Source organism: Streptomyces sp. NPDC001108 (assembly GCF_053598535.1).
Genome location: NZ_JBSFKL010000001.1, coordinates 210,220 through 229,430, shown reverse-complemented (window position 1 = coordinate 229,430; position 19,211 = coordinate 210,220). Strand labels below are relative to the sequence as shown.

Here is a 19,211-nt window from a genome sequence, read left to right as displayed (position 1 = left end):
CCCCTTCGTCGTGTCCTACGCCACGGCGTCGACGAGCATGAAGACGGCCACGGCCAGCAGTACGACGCCGAAGATCCGTTGCAGGGCGGCCGTGGACACCTTCGCGGCCAGCCGCTTCCCGTCCCAGGCGCCGAGGATCGCCGCCGCCGTGAACGGGGCGATCACCGCCCAGTCCAGCACGGTGGGCGTGGTGAGCCGGGTGGCCAGCGCGGCCGTGGAGTTCACGATGATGACGAGCAGGCTGGTGCCGACCGCCGAGGTCATCGGCACGGCGACGACGGCGACCAGCGCGGGCACCACCAGGAAACCGCCGCCCACCCCGAGGAAGCCGGTCACCGCGCCGAGCCCGGCCCCGGTCCCGGCCACCCGCCCGGTGGACGAGGGGCGCGCGCCGTCCGGGGCGTCCGCTCCGGCGCGCGGCCGGATCATCCGTACGCCGGCGACCACCGCGAGCGCCGCGAAGGCGACCGTCAGCGCCCAGGACGGGATGTGCGCCGACAGCGCCCCAGCGACCGCGGCCGGAACGAGTCCCGCCGCCGCGAAGAGCCCTCCGGTGCGCCAGCGGACGTGGCCCTCCCGGGCGTGGGCGACCAGCCCGGTGAGCGAGGTCGCGATGACGATGAGCAGTGCGGCGGTGGTGGCCGCGGCCGGGGTGAACCCGAGCAGGTAGATCAGCGCGGGAACGGCGAGCACGCTGCCCCCGCCGCCCAGCCCGCCGAGCGCCAGTCCGACCACGGCGCCGGCGATGAGCGCCACGACCAGCGCGGTCATATCGCGCCTCCGCTCGGGACGGGGCCGGTGGGGCCCGGTGTGCGGCCGAGCGGGCACGGGCCCCCGGGGGTGCGGGTGAAGAACACGACGCGGCTCCTTCTGCGATGCTTTACCCCTGGGGGTATTACGGAACAAGGCTAACACCTATACCCCTAGGGGTATTTTTCCTGGGGTGGGGCGCGCCACCGGAGGTCGGCTTGTTCCGTGTCATTGACATGCAACTGCCATGATGTTGAATTCGGTGAAGTTGTGTTGCGCGACTCTGATGACTTGAGTGATCAAGGGAGAATCAGTGACACCTCGCCCTTCCCGCCTCACCGCGCTCTCCGCGGCGGCGGCCCTCCTCGTCGGCGGCCTGCTGACCGCGACGCCGTCCGCCCGGGCGGACGACCATCCCCGCCCCGCCGGCCCGGCGGCGGAGAGCGCGCCGGTCCCCGCCATCACCCCGACCCCGCGGTCGGCGCGGGCCCGCACCGACCGGATCACCATCAGCCCGACCGTCACCGTGGTGGCGGGCGGGGTCTACGACGAGTCCGCCCTCCAGGTCGTGGAGAGCGCGCTGCGCCGGGCCGGCGCCCAGCGCGTCGTACGCGCCGACCGCCCCGCGCGCGGCGGACTCACCGTCCACGTCGGCGACCCGGCCGCGCTCGCCGCGCAACGGATCGACGACCCGTCCGCGCTGCCGGCCGAGGGATACGTGCTCGGCATCGGCGCCGACCGCATCGTGCTGGCGGGCAAGGACGTCACGGGCACCTACTACGCCGCCCAGACGCTCCGCCAGGTCCTGCCGCGTGCGAGCCGTCCGGGAACCACCGTCGCCGGACTCGCCGTACGCGACTGGCCCGGCACCGCGCTGCGCGGCACCATCGAGGGCTTCTACGGCACCCCCTGGTCGCACGAGGCCCGGCTCGACCAGCTCGACTACTACGGCGAGCACAAGATGAACATCTACGCCTACTCGCCGAAGGACGACCCCTACCTCCGCGCCAAGTGGCGCGACCCCTACCCGGCCGACCGGCTGGCGCAGATCCGGGAACTCGCCGACCGGGCGGCACGGCGGCACGTGGAGTTCACCTACGCCCTCTCGCCCGGCCTCTCGGTCTGCTACAGCTCGGACGCCGACGCCGAGGCGCTGGCCGACAAGTTCCAGACCATCTGGGACGTCGGCGTACGCACCTTCGCGGTCCCGCTCGACGACATCAGCTACACCGACTGGAACTGCGCCGAGGACAAGGCGAAGTGGGGCACCGGCGGCGGTGCGGCCGGGGCGGCGCAGGCGTATCTGCTCAACCGGGTCAACCGGGAGTTCATCGCCACCCACCCCGGCGCGCAGCCGCTCCAGATGGTCCCGACCGAGTACTACGACGTCTCCGGCTCGCCGTACAAGAAGGCACTGTCCGAACAGCTCGACCCGGACGTCCTCGTCGAGTGGACCGGCATCGGCGTCGTCGCGCCGACCATGACCGTGGCACAGGCGGAGGCCGCCCGTACGGTCTTCGGCCACCCCGTCCTCACCTGGGACAACTACCCGGTCAACGACTACACGACCAGCCGGCTGCTGCTCGGCCCGTTCACCGGGCGGGAGAAGGGGCTGCCCGGCAGGCTGGCGGGGATCACGGCGAACCCGATGATCCAGCCGTACGCCTCCAAACTCGCGCTGTACACCGTCGCCGACTACGCGTGGAACGACGCGGCGTACGATCCGCGCACCTCCTGGGGCGCGGGCCTGAAGGAGTACGCGGGCGGCGACCCGCGCACCGGGAAGGCGCTGCGGGCCTTCGCCGACGTCAACTACAGCTCGGCCCTCGACAAGGCACAGGCCCCCGAGCTGGCGGCCGAGTTCGCCCGCTACTGGACGGACGGCGACGCCGCCCGGCTCGGTGCGGCGCTCGACACGCTCGGCGCGGCGCCCGCCCGGCTGCGCGTCGCCCTGCCGGACCGGGGCTTCGTCGCCGACGCCGCGCCCTGGCTGGACGCCACCGCCGCCTGGGCCACCGCCGCCCGCACCGCGCTGGGGATGGTGGAGGCGGCCCGCGCCGGAGAGGGCGCACGGGCCTGGGAGCTGCGGCAGCGGCTGCCCGCGCAGCTCGCCGCGGCGAAGTCCTTCACGTACACCGGACTCGACGGGCGCCGGGTGCCGGTGCTGGTCGGTGACGGTGTCCTCGACCGGTTCGTCGACGCGGCCACCGCCGAGCACGACCGGATCCTCGGTGTGAGCGGCCGGCCCACGGCCTCGACCAGCCTGGGCACGTACCAGAGCAACACCGCCGCCCGGATGCTGGACGGCGACGACACCACGTACTTCTGGAGCGACGGGGCGCCCGCCGCGGGCGACAGCGTCACCGTCGACCTCGGCCGGGTGCGGGAGCTGGGCACCGTCACCCTGGCGATGGGCAAGCCGGGCAGCACCGAGGACTACCTCCACCAGGGGGTGCTGGAGTATTCGTCCGACGGGCGGGACTGGCGGCAGCTGACCGCCTTCTCCGGAACCCCGGACGTCACCGCCGCCGCACCCGCCGGGACGACGGCGCGCTACGTACGGGCCCGGGCCACCGCGGGCCAGGAGAACTGGCTGGTGGTACGGGAGTTCGGCGTCCCGGCCGACGAGGCGGCGGTGACCGGCGGACCGCCCGCCGCCGAGGGGTCGTCGCTGCGCGCGGCGGCCGACGGGGACCCGGGCACCGTCTACCGGGCGGCCCGTGCGCCGGAGGCGGGGGAGGCGCTGGAGCTGGCGCTGGGCCCGGCCCGCGCGGTGCCCTTCGTCACCGTGCTGCAGGCGGCCGGGGCCACGGGCCGCGCCGACCTCCAGCTCCGCTCCGCCGACGGCACCTGGCGCACGGCCGGCGCGGTCGACGGCCCCTACACCCGGGTGGACACGGCCGGGGCGGAGGCCGACGCGGTGCGGCTCCTCTGGCGCTCCGGGACGTCCGCCCCGCAGGTCGCCGAAGTGGTGGCGGCCGAAGCCGGCTGACCCCCGCGCGCCGCACGGCCCACACGTCCGGCCCGGACCGAAGCCCTCTTCGGCCCGGGCCGGACGCATGGGCGGCCACGGGACCGGGCGAGTTGTTCCCAGAGAGGCAAGCAACCGCTTAGTATGCGCCGGAGCAGTGGTAATGCCGACAGCGTTGTGGAGGCCCCTGATGCAGGCATGGCGAGTGCACCGGAACGGCGAACCGAGCGAGGTGATGCGGCTGGAGGAGACCGGCGTGCCCGAGCCCGGCGAGGGGCAGGTGCTCGTCGACGTGCTCGCCGCGAACATCAACTTCCCCGACGCGCTGCTCTGCCGGGGCCAGTACCAGGTGCGGCCGCCGCTGCCCTTCACCCCCGGCGTGGAGATCTGCGGGCGCACGGCGGACGGGCGCCGCGTGCTCGCCACCCCGGCCCTGCCGCACGGCGGGTTCGCCGAGTACGCCCTCGTCGACGAGGCCGCCCTGCTGCCCGCCCCCGACACCCTCGACGACGCCGAGGCGGCCGCCCTGCACATCGGCTACCAGACCGGCTGGTTCGGCCTGCACCGCCGGGCGCGCCTGCAGGCCGGCGAGACCCTGCTGGTGCACGCGGCGGCCGGGGGCGTCGGCAGCGCCGCCGTCCAGCTCGGCAAGGCCGCGGGTGCCACCGTCATCGGGGTCGTCGGCGGCCCGGAGAAGGCGAGGACCGCCGCGGAGCTCGGCTGCGACCTGGTCGTCGACCGCCGTACCGAGGACATCGTCGCCGCCGTCAAGGAGGCCACCGGCGGACGCGGCGCCGACGTGGTGTACGACCCGGTCGGCGGCGAGGCGTACGCCAAGTCCGTCAAGTGCGTCGCCTTCGAGGGCCGGGTGGTCGTCGTCGGCTTCGCGAGCGGGACCGTCCCCGCCCCGGCGCTGAACCACGCGCTGGTCAAGAACTACTCGATCCTCGGGCTCCACTGGGGCCTCTACAACACCAAGGACCCGGCCGCCGTCCGCGCCTGCCACGGCGAACTCACCCGGCTCGCCGCCGAGGGCTCCGTCCGCCCCCTGGTCAGCGAACGCGTCGGACTCGACGGGGCGGCCGCCGCCGTCCAGCGCGTCGCCGACGGAGCCAGCACCGGCCGGATCGCCGTACTTCCCCGAGGAGCCGCCCGATGACCGCACCCGACGCGGCGGAACTCCGCCGCCGGACCCAGGAACTGCTGGCCGCGCACCCCCCGGCCACCACCGACCGCACCGCCTTCCTCCGGGCCCGCTTCGACGCCGGGCTGGCCTGGGTCCACTACCCGGCCGGGCTGGGCGGCCTCGACGCGCCCCGCTCCCTCCAAGGCGTCGTCGACGCCGAACTCGCCGCCGCGGGCGCCCCCGACAACGACCCGCGCAGGATCGGCATCGGCCTCGGCATGGCCGCCCCCACCATCCTCGGCTTCGGCACCGACGAGCAGAAGGAACGCTTCCTGCGCCCGCTCTGGGTCGGCGAGGAGGTCTGGTGCCAGCTCTTCAGCGAACCCGGCGCGGGCTCCGACCTCGCCGCGCTCGCCACCCGCGCCGTGCGCGACGGCGAGGACTGGGTGGTCGACGGACAGAAGGTCTGGACGTCCAGCGCCCATCTGGCCCGCTGGGCGATCCTGATCGCGCGCACCGACCCGGACGTGCCCAAGCACCGCGGGATCAGCTACTTCGTCTGCGACATGACCGCCCCCGGCGTCGAGGTCCGGCCACTGCGCCAGATCACCGGCGAGGCCGAGTTCAACGAGGTCTTCCTCACCGGCGTCCGCATCCCCGACCACCACCGGCTCGGCCCGGTCGGCGAGGGCTGGAAGGTCGCGCAGACCACCCTGATGAACGAACGCGTCTCCATCGGCGGGGCCCGCGTCCCGCGCGAGGGCGGCATGATCGGCCCCGTCTCCCGCACCTGGCGCGAACGCCCCGAACTGCGCACCCACGACCTCCACCAGCGGCTGCTGACCCTCTGGGTCGAAGCCGAGGTGGCCCGGCTCACCGGCGCCCGGCTGCGCCAGCAGCTCGTCGCCGGACAGCCCGGCCCGGAGGGCTCCGGGATGAAGCTGGCCTTCGCCCGGCTCAACCAGGAGATCAGCGGCCTGGAGGTCGAACTGCTCGGCCAGGAAGGGCTGCTGTACGACGACTGGACCATGCGCAGGCCCGAACTCGTCGACTTCACCGGCCGGGACGCCGGCTACCGCTACCTCCGCTCCAAGGGCAACTCCATCGAGGGCGGCACCAGCGAGGTGCTGCTCAACATCGTCGCCGAGCGCGTACTCGGCCTGCCCGCCGAGCCGCGCACCGACAAGGACGTCGCCTGGAAGGACCTCTCCCGATGACAGCACCGACCGTATCCGCCGACGCGACCGGCACGCCCGACCTGCTCTACTCGGAGGCCGAGGAGGACCTGCGGGCCGCGGTGCGCTCCCTCCTCGCCGACCGGGGCGACGTGCCCGCGCTGCTCGCCCGCGCCGAGGCCGGCGCCCCGTACGACCAGGAGCTCTGGCGGGCCCTGTCCGGCGGCATCGGCGCGGCGGGGCTGCTGGTGCCGGAGCGGTTCGGCGGCCAGGGCGCCGGCCACCGCGAGGCCGCCGTGGTCCTGGAGGAGCTGGGCCGGGCGGTGACCCCGGCGCCGTATCTGACCGGTGCGGTCGTCGCCGTCCAGACACTGCTCGCGCTGGGCGAGCCCGCCGGGGCCGTCGCCGCACTCCTCGGCCGGATCGCCGACGGGCACCGGGTCGCGGTGCTCGCCGTACCGTTCGCCGTCCACGCGCCCGAGGCGGTCCGGCCCGCTGCGGTGGTGGCGGGCCGGGTGGAGGGCGGCGTGACCGGTGTCGCCGACGCCACGGCCGCCGATGTGCTGCTGGTGCCGACGACGGACGGCCTGTACGCGGTCGACACGGACGCCGAAGGGGTCGCCGTGACCCCGCTGGTGTCGCTCGACCTGACCCGCCCGCTCGCCGACATCACCCTCACCGGGGCCCCGGGAACCCGCCTCGCCGACGGCGCGGCGGCGGTCGACGCCGTACGCCGGGGCCTGCTGGCGGGCGCCGGACTGCTCGCCTCCGAACAGCTCGGCATCGCCGAATGGTGCCTGGCCGAGGCGGTCCGACACACCCGCCAACGCCACCAGTTCAACCGGCCGGTCGGCTCCTTCCAGGCGCTCAAGCACCGCATGGCGCAACTCTGGCTCGACGTCGTGTCGGCCCGCGCCGCCGCGCGCAACGCCGCCGACGCCCTCGCCACCGGCAGCCCCGAGGCGCCGCTCGCGGTGGCCGTGGCACAGGCGTACTGCTCCGGGGCCGCCGTGCACGCCGCGGAGGAGTGCGTCCAGCTGCACGGCGGGATCGGGATGACCTGGGAGCACCCGGCGCACCTGTACCTCAAGCGGGCCAAGGCCGACGCGATCGCGTACGGCACCGCCGGACGGCACCGTGCCACCGTCGCCGAACTCATGGAGCTGCCCGCGCCCTGACCCGGCCCCCACCGGGCGAACGACGGCCGGCGGGCGGGCGGCGAACGAGTCAACTCTTCTGCGCGGTATGCCGGTTGGGCGGCGGACCGGCGCATACTCGGTCCCGTCCGCCCGTCCAGCCCTCGCTCCCGGGAGAACCCATGGCGCCCCCGACCCGCCGAAGCGTCGTCACCGCCGCGCTCGCCACCGCGGCCGCAGGCATCCTGCTGCCCCCGAGAACGGCCGCCGCGTCCCGCCCGGCGCCCCGTCCCCCGGCGCTGCGCCGGGCCCACGCCCACAACGACTACCTGCACCCGCGCCCGCTGCACGACGCGCTCGACCACGGCTTCACCAGCGTCGAGGCGGACGTCTTCCTGGTGGACGGCGAACTGCTCGTCGCCCACGAGGCCACCGGCCTCGACCCCGCCCGCACCCTCGCCTCGCTCTACCTCGACCCGCTGCTGGCCAGGGTCCGGGCCCACCACGGCAGGGTCCACCCGGGCTACCACGACCCCGTACAGCTGCTGATCGACATCAAGACGGACGGCGCCGCGGCCTATCTCGCGCTCGACCGGCAGCTCCACCGCTACCGGTCCATGCTGACCTCGTACCACGACGGCCGGGTACGGCCCGGCGCCGTCACGCCCGTCGTCTCCGGCGACCGCGCCGCCCGCGTCCCGATGGAGGCCCAGCGCACCCGCCACGCCTTCTACGACGGCCGTCCCGAGGACCTCGGCACCACCGCCCCCGCGTCCTTCGCCCCGCTCATCAGCACCAGCTGGAGCGAGGTGTTCGACTGGCAGGGCACCGGCCCCTTCCCCGCCGCCGAGCGGGCACGGCTGCGCACCCTGGTCGCCCGGGCCCACCGGGAGGGCCGCCGCATCCGCTTCTGGGCCACCCCCGACGCCTCCGGGCCGGAACGGGAGGCGGTCTGGACCGAGCTGCTGGCCGCCGGGGTCGACCACCTCAACACCGACGACCTCGCGGGCCTGGAACGCTTCCTGCGGACCCACGACCGGAACACCCGTGGCGAGGATGCCCGCCCCCGGGCGTGACGGACGGTCACCCACCCGATCGGCGGACACGCCGGGGCACCGAACGGCCCCTCCGCTGCGCCAGACTGGCGGCCGTATGCCGCCTACCCGGCGCGGCGGAGGAGGTTGGCCATGGCTATTTCGATCTCACTGGTGGTGCTCCTGCTGATCCTGGCGGTGGTCTTCCTCCGCAACGGGCTGAAACTCTCGCACGCGGTGGTCTGCGCGCTGCTCGGTTTCTTCCTCGCGGGTTCGAGCATGGGACCGACCATCCAGGACAGCCTGGCCGCCACGGCCGACGTCGTCGGCAGCCTGCGGCCCTGACCCCGGTGCGGGGCGCGGCGCACACCGCGACCCGCACCGCCGTATCAGTCCCCGTCCCCGCCCGCCAGCCGGGAGCGGATGAGGAAGCGCACCCCCTCCGGGGCCTCCAGCGAGAAACCGCTGCCCCGCCCCGGCACCACGTCGACGATCAGCCGCGTGTGCGACCACAGCTCGTACTGGCTCCGCGACATCCAGAACGGGACCGGCTCCGCCACCCCCGCCACGTCGAGCGAGGCCACCAGCACATCGGAGCCGCCGGTGCGGAACTCGCCGTCCTGGTAGCACATCGGCGCACTGCCGTCGCAGCAGCCGCCCGACTGATGGAACATCAGCGGCCCGTGCAGCTCCCGCAGTTTCCGCAGCAGCTCCTCGGCGGCCGGGGTGAGCTCCACCGCGGCCTCTCCCGCCGGGCTCATCGCAGCGGCTCCGCGCCGAGGGCCGCCCAGGTGTAGCGGTGCTCGGGACGGCCGGTGTCGCCGTACTTGAGACTGAGCCGCAGCCGGCCCGCCCCCTCCAGGTGTTTGAGATAGCGCTGCGCCGTGGAGCGGCTGAGGCCGGCACGGGCGGCGACCTCGTGCGCGGAGAGCGGCCCCTCGGCGGCCGACAGCACATGGCGGATCGCCTCGGCGGTGGGCGCCGAATGCCCCTTGGGCAGCCCGGACGACGGACCGGACCCGGCGGTGCGCAGGGCCCCGAAGATCTGGTCGACCTGCTCCTGCCCGGCCTCGCCCCGGCCGCCGCCCACCCCGTCGAGGGTCCGGCGCAGCGCCGCGTAACTCTCCAGCTTGGCCCGCAGACCGGTGAAGCTGAACGGCTTCACCAGGTACTGGAGGGCCCCGTACCGCATGGCGGTCCGTACGGTCGCCACGTCACGGGCCGCGGTCACCATGATCACATCGGCCGGATGGCCGAGCTGGCGCAGCCGCCGCACCAGCGTCAGCCCCGTCTCGTCCGGCAGATAGTGGTCGAGCAGGACCAGATCGACCCGGTCGCGTTCCAGGAAGGCCAGGGCCTGTGCGGCGGTGTGCGCACGGGAGACCACCCGGAAGCCGGGGACCTTCGCCACGTACGCGGCGTTGATCTCGGCGACCCGGAAGTCGTCGTCCACCACCAGGACATCGATCATCGCGACTCTCCCACTTCTGTCAGGGGCCGGACGGTGAGTGCCTCGGGCAGGACGACGGTGAAGACCGATCCGCCGCCCGCACGTGCCGTGACACGGGCCGCGCCACCGTAACGCTCGGCCAGCCGGCGCACCAGCGCCAGTCCCAGGCCGCGGCCGCGGTGCGCGGGTGACTCCTTGGTGGACCAGCCCTCGGTGAAGATGTGCTCGCGCATCGCGGGCGGCACCCCGGGGCCGTTGTCGCTGACCCGCAGGACCGCCGTGGAGCCCTCGGCCAGCAGCTCCACCTCGACGAGCGTGGCGACGTCCAGCGCGTTGTCGATGAGGTTGCCGAGCACCGTCACCAGGTCCCGCGGGTCCACCACCGCGTCCGGGAGCAGGGTGTTCGGCGAGACGCGCAGCTCCGCGCCCCGCTCCGCCGCGATGGCCGACTTGCCCACCAGCAGCGCCGACAGCAGCGGGTCGTTGACCCGCTCGGCGACCTGCTCCGCCGACGCCCGGTGGCCGCTGGTCACCTCCTCCACGAACTCCCGCGCGGCATCGGGCCGGCCCAGCTCCAGCAGCCCCAGCAGGGTGTGCAGCCGGTTGGCGTGCTCGTGGTCCTGGGCCCGCAGCGCGTCCAGCAGACCGTGCGTGGAGTCCAGCTCGCGCCCCAGCAGCTCCAGCTCCGTACGGTCGCGCAGGGTCACCACCGCTCCGCCGTCCCCCGTGGGCATCCGGTTGGCGATCAGCACCCGGCCCCGGCACACCGTGATCAGGTCGGCGCCGCCCACCCGGCCCGCCAGCACCTCGGTCATCCGGCCCGGCGGCAGCACCTCGCCCAGCGGACGGCCGACGGCGTCCCGGTCCAGCTCCAGCAGCCGCTGGGCCTCGTCGTTGAGCAGCCGGATCCGGCCCCGCGCGTCGAGGGCGAGCACGGCCTCGCGGATGCTGTGCAGCATCGCCTCGCGCTCGTCCAGCAGCGCCGAGATGTCGGCGAAGGCGATCCCGTGCGTACTGCGCTGGAGGCGCCGTGAGACGGCCAGCGCGGCCAGGACGCCCACGGCGAGGGCCGTACCGGAGTAGAGGAGCAGCCCCGGAATGGTCCCCAGGAGCCGGTCGTGGACGCTGTCGTAGGCGATGCCCACCGAGACGGCGCCCACGACGGCTCCCCGCCGGTCGCGCAGCGGGACCTTCGCCCGCGCCGACCTGCCCAGGGTGCCGTCGTCGATCTGCATGATCTCCCGGCCGCCCAGTGCCGTGCTGGGGTCGGTGGAGACGTGCCTGCCGATCTGCCCGGTCTCGGTGTGCGACCAGCGCACCCCACGGGTGTCCATGACGACGATGTACAGCGCCCCGGTGGCCCGCCGGATGCGCTCGGCCTCGGTCTGCACCGGTCCGCCGGGGGTGGGGTCGGTGGTGAGCAGTTCGTCGACCAGGCCCGGTTCGGCCGCCGTGGTCTGGGCGATGGACAGGGCCTGGTGCATCGCCTGGTTGTCGAGCTGGCGGCTGAGCGGGGCGAGGAAGAGGCCCGTGACGAGCATGATCACCCCGGTGGTGATGGCCACCTGGGTCAGGAGCACCTGGGCGAAGACACGGCGGGGCCAGTGGATGCGCATGTGCTCGCCCTCTGCCTTCCGCTCGTGTGGAACATGTTGCTCCGTTTCGCCCTCGTGTGAACGCAACGTAAACGCCGGGGTCGCCGATGACCAGTCCTCGTGGCGCATTCGTTGTCCTGCCGCGAGCAGAACGAGCAGAACCCCGGGATATGGGCAGAACCGGGAGTTGTGGGCGCAAGGCTCCCCGGCCCCCCGGGGCCGCCTCTAGCGTCCCGGCCCATGAACAGCGAAACGAGCCCCGCCATCGAGCTGCGGGGGGCGAGCAAAGCGTTCCGGACTCCGTCGGGGGCGCTCCACACCGCCGTACGTGATCTGGACCTGACCGTGGGGCGCGGCGAGTTCGTTGCCGTCGTCGGACCCACCGGATGCGGCAAGTCGACGACGCTGACCCTGGTCAGCGGCCTGGAGGAGCCCACCGAGGGCGAGGTGCTGGTGGCCGGGGAGCCGGTGCGAGGCATCGGCGACAAGGTCGGCTTCGTCTTCCAGCAGGACGCGGTCTTCCCCTGGCGGACCGTGCTGTCCAATGTGATGGCGGGGCCCCGGTTCCGGGGGGTGCCCAAGGCCGAGGCGAAGGAGCGGGCCCGGGAGTGGCTCGCCCGGGTCGGCCTCGCCTCCTTCGAGGACCGCTACCCGCACCAGCTCTCCGGCGGTCAGCGCAAGCGCGTCGCCCTCGCGGCCACCTTCGTCAACGACCCCGAGATCCTGCTCATGGACGAGCCGTTCTCGGCGCTGGACGTGCAGACCAGGGCGCTGATGTCGGACGAGCTGCTGGAGCTGTGGGCCGGGACCGGCGCCTCCGTCGTCTTCGTCACCCACGACCTGGAGGAGTCCATCGCGCTGGCCGACAAGGTCGTGGTCATGACCGCCGGACCGGCCACGGTCAAGGAGGTCTTCGAGATCGACCTGCCCCGGCCCCGCAAGGTCGAGCAGGTGCGGCTGGAGCCCCGGTTCATCGAGATCTACCGGGAGATCTGGTCCTCGCTCGGCGAAGAAGTCCGTATCACCCGCGAGAGGGGTGCCCACGATGTCGCCTGACACCATCACGGCCAAGGCCGGGGCCGTCCCCGCCGGCGGGACCGACCGGGCGCGGGCCAGGGCGCGGGCCGCCCGGAACCGCGCGTACCTGGTGACGGGGAGCCGGGTCGCGGTGCTCCTCGCGGTCGTCGGGCTGTGGGAGTGGCTGGCCCGCACCGCCGTCATCGACCCGTTCAACTTCTCCATGCCCTCGAAGATCTGGGAGCAGATCCGTACCTGGGTCGTGGACGGCACCGCCCAGGGCTCGCTCTGGGAGCAGATCTGGTACACGCTCTACGAGGCCCTGCTCGGCTGGGTCATCGGTGTCGTCGCCGGTGTGCTGCTCGGGATCGCGCTGGGCCGGGTGCGGTTCGCCGCCGACGTCCTCGGCCCGTACATCAAGGTGCTCAACGCGCTGCCCCGGATCGTGCTCGCGCCGATCTTCCTCATCTGGTTCGGCCTCGGACCGGCCTCGAAGGTGGCCTCCGCGGTGGTCCTGGTCTTCTTCCCCGTCTTCTTCAACGCCTTCCAGGGGGCCCGGGAGGTCGACCGCAACCTCGTCGCCAACTCCCGCATCCTGGGCGCCGGCAACCGGCAGGTCACCCTCCAGGTGGTGATTCCCTCCGCCACGTCGTGGATCTTCACCAGCCTGCACGTCAGCTTCGGCTTCGCGCTCATCGGGGCCATCGTCGGCGAGTACATCGGCGCGACCAAGGGGCTCGGGCTGCTGGTCGCCGCCTCCCAGGGCACGTTCAACGCCGCCGGTGTCTACGCCGCGATGGTCATCCTCGCGATCGTCGCGCTGCTGGCCGAGGGGCTGCTCACCTTCCTGGAGAAACGCCTCTTCCGCTGGAAGCCCGCCGATGCCGACAGCCCCCGCTGACGCCCCGCGCCACCTCTCCCACCACTCCGGACCCCCTCTCCACAAGGACGTGCATCAGATGCGTACCTCCCTCCGCGTTCCCGCCCTGGCCGTCGCCGGTGCGCTCGCCCTGACCGGCCTCACCGCCTGCGGCGGCGAGGACTCCGGCTCCGCGGGCAAGGGCGACCAGGTCAAGATCATGGTCGGCGGCCTCGACAAGGTCATCTACCTCCCCGCGATGCTCACCGAGCGGCTCGGCTACTTCGAGGACGAGGGCGTCTCCGTACAGCTCCTCACCGAACCCGCCGGTGTGCAGGCGGAGACGGCCCTGGTCTCCGGCGACGTCCAGGGCACCGTGGGCTTCTACGACCACACCCTCGACCTCCAGGTGAAGGGCAAGCAGGTCGAATCCGTCGTCCAGTTCTCGCAGGCCCCCGGCGAGGTCGAGATCGTCTCCAACCAGGCGGCCGACAGCCTGAAGTCGGCGAGGGACTTCAAGGGCAAGAAGCTCGGTGTGACCGGAATCGGCTCCTCCACCGACTTCCTCACCAAGTACCTCGCCGTCAGCAACGGGGTGGAGACCAGCGAGTTCTCCCCGGTCGCGGTCGGTGCCGGGCAGACGTTCATCTCCGCCCTCCAGCAGGGCTCCATCCAGGGCGGGATGACGACCGACCCGACGGTCGCCACCATCCTGGACAAGAAGCTCGGCAAGGTCCTCATCGACATGCGGACCCCGGAGGGCTCCAAGGAGGCGCTCGGCGGGCTCTACCCCTCGTCCAGCCTGTACATGCGGACCGACTGGGTGAACAGCCACAAGGAGACCGTCCAGAAGCTCGCCAACGCCTTCGTCCGGACGCTGAAGTGGATGTCCACGCACAGCGCGGACGAGATCGCCGAGAAGATGCCCGCGGACTACGCCCAGGGCGGCGGCAAGGCCCTGTACGCCCGGGCCATCAAGAGCACGCTGCCCATGTTCACCACGGACGGCGTCATGCCGGCGGACGGGCCCGCGACCGTCGAGCGGGTCCTGAAGGCGTTCAACCCGAACCTGAAGGACGCCAAGGTGGACCTGGCCAAGACGTACACCACGGAGTTCGTCGACCGGGCGAAGTGATCCGCCCGGCCGGTCCGGTCCGTCCCCGTGGACGACCGGACCGGCTTCCCGGCCGTCCGGCTACTGGTGCTTCCAGCTCGGCGGCTGGGCGGGGTCGAGGTTCCGCCACTCGGCGAGCACCTCGGGGTCCTGGGCGTCGAGCCAGTCGGCCAGTTCACGGAAGGACACGCAGCGCACCCCCTCGCGGGGGCAGACCTCGCGCATGGTGTCCTCAACGGCGTCCATGTAGATCCCGCCGTTCCAGTCCTCGAAGTGGTTCCCGATGAAGAGCGGGGCGCGGCTGCCGTGGAAGACCCGCTCGAAGCCCGCGAGGTAGGCCGCGCGGGTCTCCTTGCGCCAGGCCGGGTACTTGGCGGGGTCGCCCTCGGTGCTGCCCTCGGACTGGTTGTAGAGGAAGTTGAAGTCCATGGACAGGACCTGGAACTCCTTGCCCGGGAACGGCAGCATCTGCAACGGGAAGTCCCAGACGCCGTTCTTCTTGGCCGGCCAGAGCTGGAAGTCGCCGGGGGAGCTGGCGTCGTAGCGCCAGTGGAACGGCTTGGTGGCCGGCAGCAGTGTCTTCTGGCCCTCCAGACAGGGCGCGCGGCCGCCGACGACCTCGCGGGTGGGGTCGAAGGGCAGCGGATCGAGGTCCTTGTACCCGGTGTTGGTCTTCCAGTTCTGCACGAAGGAGTAGAACTGGTCGATCTCGCTGGTCCACTCGGCCGTGCTCCAGTCCCCGCCGCCCTTCTTCTCGCAGAAGTGGCCGTTGAAGTGGGAGCCGATCTCGTTGCCCTCCTTCCAGGCACCGCCGAGCTGGTCCAGCGTCATCCGTATGTGCTCGCGCGTCGGGTACGAGATCGCGGCGGAGCCGGGCTTGTGCTGGGGCGGCCGGTACAGGCTCCGTTTGTCCTGCGGCAGCAGGTAGATCCCGGTGAGGAAGAACGTCATGTGGGCGTTGCTCTCCTTCGCGGCGCGGCGGAAGCGGGAGAACATCCGGTCGTCGCCCTCCAGCGCACCGTCCCAGGAGAACACCACGAACTGCGGCGGCCGTTCGCCGGGCTTCAGCCGCTTTGCCTTCAGCTGGTGCGGCTGCGGACCGGTGTACGAGGTGGAGCCGTCCCCGAGGACGCTGGTCTTTCCGTCCCAGCCCTTCTCCGCGCTGCCGCCGCCCTCGGGACGCTCCCGGGCGGTCGGGGTCGGCGCGGCGACGGTACGGGTACCGGCCGGGGTGCGGTCGTCGGAGGAGCTTGCGGACAGCAGCGGTACGAGCGCCACCGTGCCCGACGCCGCGAGGCACCCGGCGATGCCCAGGGCGACCCGGGGCGTGAGGCGCTTCCGGAGGCGGCGGACGGCGGACGTGGTGCGGGTCTCGGTCACGTGGTCGTGGCTTCCGTGTAGGTGTTCCAGATCAGGGCCGGGAGCTTCCCGTCGTCCTCGCCGCCGGCCAGGCCCTTGAGCGGCAGCGGTGCGAGGCTCTTCGCCAGGTCCATCCGGTAGACCACGACGGCGGTGGACACGGCCGGCCCGTAGCCGACGTACCAGCGCGCGGTGTCGTCCTCGGTGGTCCCCGTCTTCCCGGCGAACCGGGTCGCGGACGCGGAGCCGTCGCGGACGAAGGGCCGGCCGAGCGCCGAGGTGATCTCGTCGGCGACGTCGGACCGCATGGCGCGCCGGGGGCGCGGCAGGTCCAGGCGGACCGGCTCGCCGTTGCGGGTGATCCTGCGGACCGAGTACGGGTCCGTGTGCATCCCGTGGGCGGCGAACGTCCCGTACGCGCCGGCCATCCGGATCGCGCTGGGGGTGGAGTTGCCCAGGGCGAACGCCGGGACGGGCGGACCGAAGCTCGACGGCAGGAGTCCGGACGCCTCCGCCGTGTCGCGGACCTTCCTCAGGCCGGTGTCCATGCCGAGCTGGAGGAAGGGCGCGTTCGCGGACTTCGTCATGGCGTCGTGGAGGCTGATGGAGCCGTAGGAGGCGTTCCCGTCGTTCTCGCCCCTGACCATCTTCCCGCCCCGGTCCCAGTAGGGCCCCTCGGGCGTCATCACCGGCGTCCCGTCGTCGCCGTCGTAGACGGTGGAGGGCGCTATGGCGGTGCGCGGGGCGTCGCGCTTCCTGGCCACGCCGTGCTGGAGGCCGGCGGCGTAGACGAACGGGGTGAACGCCGAACCCGCGGGCACCGTGGCGGCGTTGGACTCGTTGAACGCCTGCCGTTCGAAGTCGGGGCCGCCGTAGACCGCGAGGATGCGGCCGTCCGGGGCGACGGAGGAGGCGCCGAAGCGGACGGACCGGTCGGCCTTGCGCCGGTCCGGGTCGAGCAGCTTCCGGGCGTCGCGGACGGACTTGGTGAGGGCGGTCATCCGGGACTTCTCGAAGGTCGTGTAGATCTGGTAGCCGCCGAGGTCGAAGCGGGCGTCCGAGATGTGCCCGGCCCGTTTGGCGTACGACTCCGCGAGCTGGACGAGATAGCCGTCCTGGCCGCCCGCGTCGTTCGGCCGGTGCGGCGGCTTCGGCTCGGGGAAGGTGGTGTACGTGGCCCGCTCGGCCTTGCTCAGCCTGCCGATCTCCACCATGCGGTCCAGCGTCCACGACCACCGGGCGACGGCCCGCGCGCGGTTGCGGGGGTTCACGGCGGGGTCGTACAGCGAGGCGCCCTTGAGCAGCGAGGCGAGGAACGCGCCCTCGCTGGCGTTGAGTTGGGTGACCTCCTTGCCGTAGTACGCCTGCGAGGCGCGCTGGAGGCCGTAGGTGCCCCGGCCGAACCAGCTGGTGTTGAGGTATTCCTGGAGGATCTTGTCCTTGGGCAGCTTCTGGTCCAGCTTGACCGCGAGCAGCATCTCGGTGAACTTCCGGGAGAACGACTGGTCCTGCGAGAGGTACACGTTCTTGACGTACTGCTGGGTGATGGTGGACCCGCCCTGGGTGTCCCCGTCGCCGACCGTGCGCCACAGGGCCCGGGTGATGCCCTGCGTCGAGATCCCGTGGTCGGAGTAGAAGTCTGCGTTCTCCGCCGCGAGCACGGCCCACCGGACGTGCTCGGGGATCTTCGACAGGGGCATCTCCTGGCGGCTCACCCAGCCGGTCCGGGCCATCGGTGTGCCGTCGGCCCAGTAGTAGACGGTGTCCTGCTGCGTGGCGAAGGCGTTGAGGTCCTCGGGTATCTCGGTGCGCGCGTAGGCGATCCCCACCACGGTCGCCAGGGTGGCGGCGAACATCAGCGCCGAGCCCAGGACCAGTCGCCACGAGGGCACCCACCGCCGCCAGCCGTCGCGGCCCGCCCGGGGGTAGTCCGGTCTGCGCGGCCGGGCGAAGGGGCGTCTGGGCTGCTTGCGGCGTCCGGTTCCCCGGCCCGCGAAGGCCCGTGCGGAGCGCAGGAATCTGCTGAATACGTCGAGTTGTGTCATCCCGTCCAGCCGTGCCAGGCCGGACGCGGCCGCGAAGGGCGGCCGCGTCCGTGCGGTGGTCGTTGCGCGTCCGTCGCCCCACAGCCGGTGGTCACACCGGTCCCCCCGTGGCGCCCGGAGAGCGGCCCGTGCGCGGGCAACTCCGGCACAGCAAAGGCCAAAGCTTGACCGAGAGTTGCGGTGCGAAGTCACGTAAAGATAACAGGCCCCGGGAGGGGGTGCGCCGCCCGTGGTGGACTCCCGGCGCGGGGCGGCGTGCGGGCGGAGTGAGGGGTGCGCGGCCGGGCGTCGAACCGGCCAATTCCTCAACCCGCACCCAACCGGGTCCGCTCGGGTGCAGGAACGTTTTCGCACCCTGGGCCGCCCTGGAGCGGATGGGCGGATGAAGCCGCCGGTGAGTCAAGTTCCGTTTTGGCCACGGTGGTTGATCGCCGCGCTGCGGTGACGTGGTGGCGCCGGGGCCCGCCTGCCTAAGGTCTGGAAGTGCGCAGCCAGGCCGGTCCATCGATCCACCGTGGCCACACACGTACCGCACAGGGGGAATCAGTGTCACGTGTCAACAGTGTTCTGGCCCGAAAGATCGGCACAACTCCCTTATATCGCCTGGACGTCGTCCACCACGGCCAGGTGCGGCGGCTGGGCCTCAAGCTCGAATCCCACGGCCCCACCGGATCGGTGAAGGACCGCAGCGCCCTCGGCCTGCTGCGGGCGCTGCACGACGAGAAGCCGCTCGCCCCGGGGACGGTGGTGGTGGAGTCCACCTCCGGCAACCTGGGCCTCGCCCTGGCCCGCCTGCTGCCCGCGATCGACTGCGCGTTCCTCGCCGTGGTCGACCCCAAGACCCCGCACGCCACCCGCCGCAGGCTCGCCGACGGCGGCGCCCGGGTCATCGTCGTCGACGAGCCCGACGGCCTGGGCGGCTACCTGCTGAGCCGGCTGCGCCGGGTGCGCGAACTGTGCGCGGACAACCCCGGATACCGCTGGCCCGACCAGTACGAGAACTGGGCCGCGCCCGACATCCACCGGCGCACCACCGGACCCGAACTCACCGAGCAGGCCGGACCCGCGCTCGGCGCGGTGTACGTCCCCGTCTCCACCGGCGGCACCCTCGCGGGCATCGCCGCCCACCTGCGCGAACACCGGCCCGACGTGGCCGCGGTCGCCGTGGACGTACGCGGCTCGCTGGCCGTCTCGGGCAGCGGCGGACGGCGTCTGGTCCCGGGCATCGGGGCCAGCCGGCCCTCCGTCTTCCTCGGTGCGCCGCACAGCTACGACCGCGCCGTCCACGTCGACGACATCGAGGCCATCGCCGTCTGCCGGATCATCGCCGAGGACACCGGCCTCGTGCTCGGCGGCTCCAGCGGCTGCGCCGTGCGGGCGATGCTCAGCGACCAGGAGGCGGGCGGGGACGGTCGGCTCGCCGTCTGCCTGGCCGCCGACGGCGGGACCAAGTACCGCGACACCCTCTACTCCGACGACTGGGCAGCCGAGCAGGGCGTGGTCAGGGAGATAGCCTCGGCCGTGCGACGACTGCGCGGCGAGGGTCTCTTCTTCGACCGGAAGCACCAGGAGCACTGACC

Annotated in this window: 16 protein-coding genes; 10 read left to right on the top strand and 6 right to left on the bottom strand. The window is 72.9% G+C overall.

All coding sequences use genetic code 11. The features are described 5' to 3' along the window. Positions 1–15: 15 nt before the first annotated feature. Complete coding sequence (locus ACWC97_RS00950) at positions 16–771, bottom strand: sulfite exporter TauE/SafE family protein (protein ID WP_352276568.1); 756 nt, start codon at positions 769–771, stop codon at positions 16–18. A 292-nt stretch (positions 772–1,063) separates the two neighbouring features. Here ACWC97_RS00950 and ACWC97_RS00945 point away from each other — a divergent pair, with 292 nt between their 5' ends. From ACWC97_RS00945 to ACWC97_RS00920, 6 genes are all read left to right on the top strand, one after another. Further along, positions 1,064–3,742, top strand: a complete 2,679-nt coding sequence (locus ACWC97_RS00945; protein WP_450646612.1) for a beta-N-acetylglucosaminidase domain-containing protein — start codon at positions 1,064–1,066, stop codon at positions 3,740–3,742. 169 nt (positions 3,743–3,911) lie between these two features. Continuing rightward, a complete protein-coding gene (locus ACWC97_RS00940; RefSeq protein WP_352276571.1) occupies positions 3,912–4,880 on the top strand; it encodes an NADPH:quinone oxidoreductase family protein in 969 nt (322 codons plus the stop codon). Then, positions 4,877–6,064 carry an acyl-CoA dehydrogenase family protein gene (locus ACWC97_RS00935; protein ID WP_352276573.1) on the top strand — a complete coding sequence of 396 codons (1,188 nt, stop codon included), beginning with the start codon at positions 4,877–4,879 and terminating at the stop codon, positions 6,062–6,064. Before ACWC97_RS00940 ends, ACWC97_RS00935 begins: the two co-directional genes overlap by 4 nt. Then, on the top strand, positions 6,061–7,200 hold the full coding sequence (locus tag ACWC97_RS00930; RefSeq protein WP_450646609.1) for an acyl-CoA dehydrogenase family protein: 1,140 nt from the start codon (positions 6,061–6,063) through the stop codon (positions 7,198–7,200). Before ACWC97_RS00935 ends, ACWC97_RS00930 begins: the two co-directional genes overlap by 4 nt. A 140-nt stretch (positions 7,201–7,340) precedes the next feature. Continuing rightward, on the top strand, positions 7,341–8,234 hold the full coding sequence (locus tag ACWC97_RS00925; RefSeq protein WP_450646607.1) for a phosphatidylinositol-specific phospholipase C/glycerophosphodiester phosphodiesterase family protein: 894 nt from the start codon (positions 7,341–7,343) through the stop codon (positions 8,232–8,234). 111 nt (positions 8,235–8,345) lie between these two features. Then, positions 8,346–8,537, top strand: coding sequence for a hypothetical protein (locus tag ACWC97_RS00920; RefSeq protein WP_352276578.1), 192 nt, complete (start codon positions 8,346–8,348; stop codon positions 8,535–8,537). A 44-nt stretch (positions 8,538–8,581) separates the two neighbouring features. Here ACWC97_RS00920 and ACWC97_RS00915 read toward each other — a convergent pair whose 3' ends face one another. Genes ACWC97_RS00915 through ACWC97_RS00905 form a run of 3 tightly spaced genes read right to left on the bottom strand, consistent with a single transcriptional unit; the run spans position 8,582 to position 11,258 of the window. Next, positions 8,582–8,953, bottom strand: a complete 372-nt coding sequence (locus tag ACWC97_RS00915) for a DUF779 domain-containing protein (RefSeq protein ID WP_352276579.1) — start codon at positions 8,951–8,953, stop codon at positions 8,582–8,584. Then, positions 8,950–9,663 carry a response regulator gene (locus ACWC97_RS00910; protein ID WP_450646605.1) on the bottom strand — a complete coding sequence of 238 codons (714 nt, stop codon included), beginning with the start codon at positions 9,661–9,663 and terminating at the stop codon, positions 8,950–8,952. Before ACWC97_RS00910 ends, ACWC97_RS00915 begins: the two co-directional genes overlap by 4 nt. Next, positions 9,660–11,258, bottom strand: coding sequence for an ATP-binding protein (locus ACWC97_RS00905; RefSeq protein WP_450646603.1), 1,599 nt, complete (start codon positions 11,256–11,258; stop codon positions 9,660–9,662). The genes ACWC97_RS00910 and ACWC97_RS00905 overlap by 4 nt, the downstream gene beginning before the upstream one ends. 219 nt (positions 11,259–11,477) lie before the next feature. On the opposite strand from ACWC97_RS00905, the gene ACWC97_RS00900 reads away from it, so the two are divergent. The 3 genes from ACWC97_RS00900 to ACWC97_RS00890 are packed head-to-tail and all read left to right on the top strand — an operon-like array spanning position 11,478 to position 14,248. Continuing rightward, complete coding sequence (locus ACWC97_RS00900) at positions 11,478–12,293, top strand: ABC transporter ATP-binding protein (protein ID WP_352276582.1); 816 nt, start codon at positions 11,478–11,480, stop codon at positions 12,291–12,293. Then, positions 12,283–13,155: an ABC transporter permease gene (locus tag ACWC97_RS00895; RefSeq protein WP_352276583.1), complete on the top strand. Its 873-nt coding sequence runs from the start codon at positions 12,283–12,285 to the stop codon at positions 13,153–13,155. Before ACWC97_RS00900 ends, ACWC97_RS00895 begins: the two co-directional genes overlap by 11 nt. Before the next feature lie 58 nt (positions 13,156–13,213). Further along, on the top strand, positions 13,214–14,248 hold the full coding sequence (locus tag ACWC97_RS00890) for an ABC transporter substrate-binding protein (protein WP_352276585.1): 1,035 nt from the start codon (positions 13,214–13,216) through the stop codon (positions 14,246–14,248). 60 nt (positions 14,249–14,308) lie between these two features. Here the strand turns inward: ACWC97_RS00890 and ACWC97_RS00885 are convergent, their stop codons facing one another. Together ACWC97_RS00885 and ACWC97_RS00880 are read right to left on the bottom strand one after the other, a co-directional pair. Beyond that, on the bottom strand, positions 14,309–15,607 hold the full coding sequence (locus ACWC97_RS00885; RefSeq protein WP_450646600.1) for a hypothetical protein: 1,299 nt from the start codon (positions 15,605–15,607) through the stop codon (positions 14,309–14,311). Beyond that, positions 15,604–17,631: a transglycosylase domain-containing protein gene (locus tag ACWC97_RS00880; protein ID WP_352276589.1), complete on the bottom strand. Its 2,028-nt coding sequence runs from the start codon at positions 17,629–17,631 to the stop codon at positions 15,604–15,606. The genes ACWC97_RS00885 and ACWC97_RS00880 overlap by 4 nt, the downstream gene beginning before the upstream one ends. Positions 17,632–18,177: 546 nt before the next feature. On the opposite strand from ACWC97_RS00880, the gene ACWC97_RS00875 reads away from it, so the two are divergent. Continuing rightward, positions 18,178–19,209: a pyridoxal-phosphate dependent enzyme gene (locus ACWC97_RS00875; RefSeq protein WP_450646598.1), complete on the top strand. Its 1,032-nt coding sequence runs from the start codon at positions 18,178–18,180 to the stop codon at positions 19,207–19,209. The last annotated feature ends 2 nt before the right edge of the window (positions 19,210–19,211 follow it).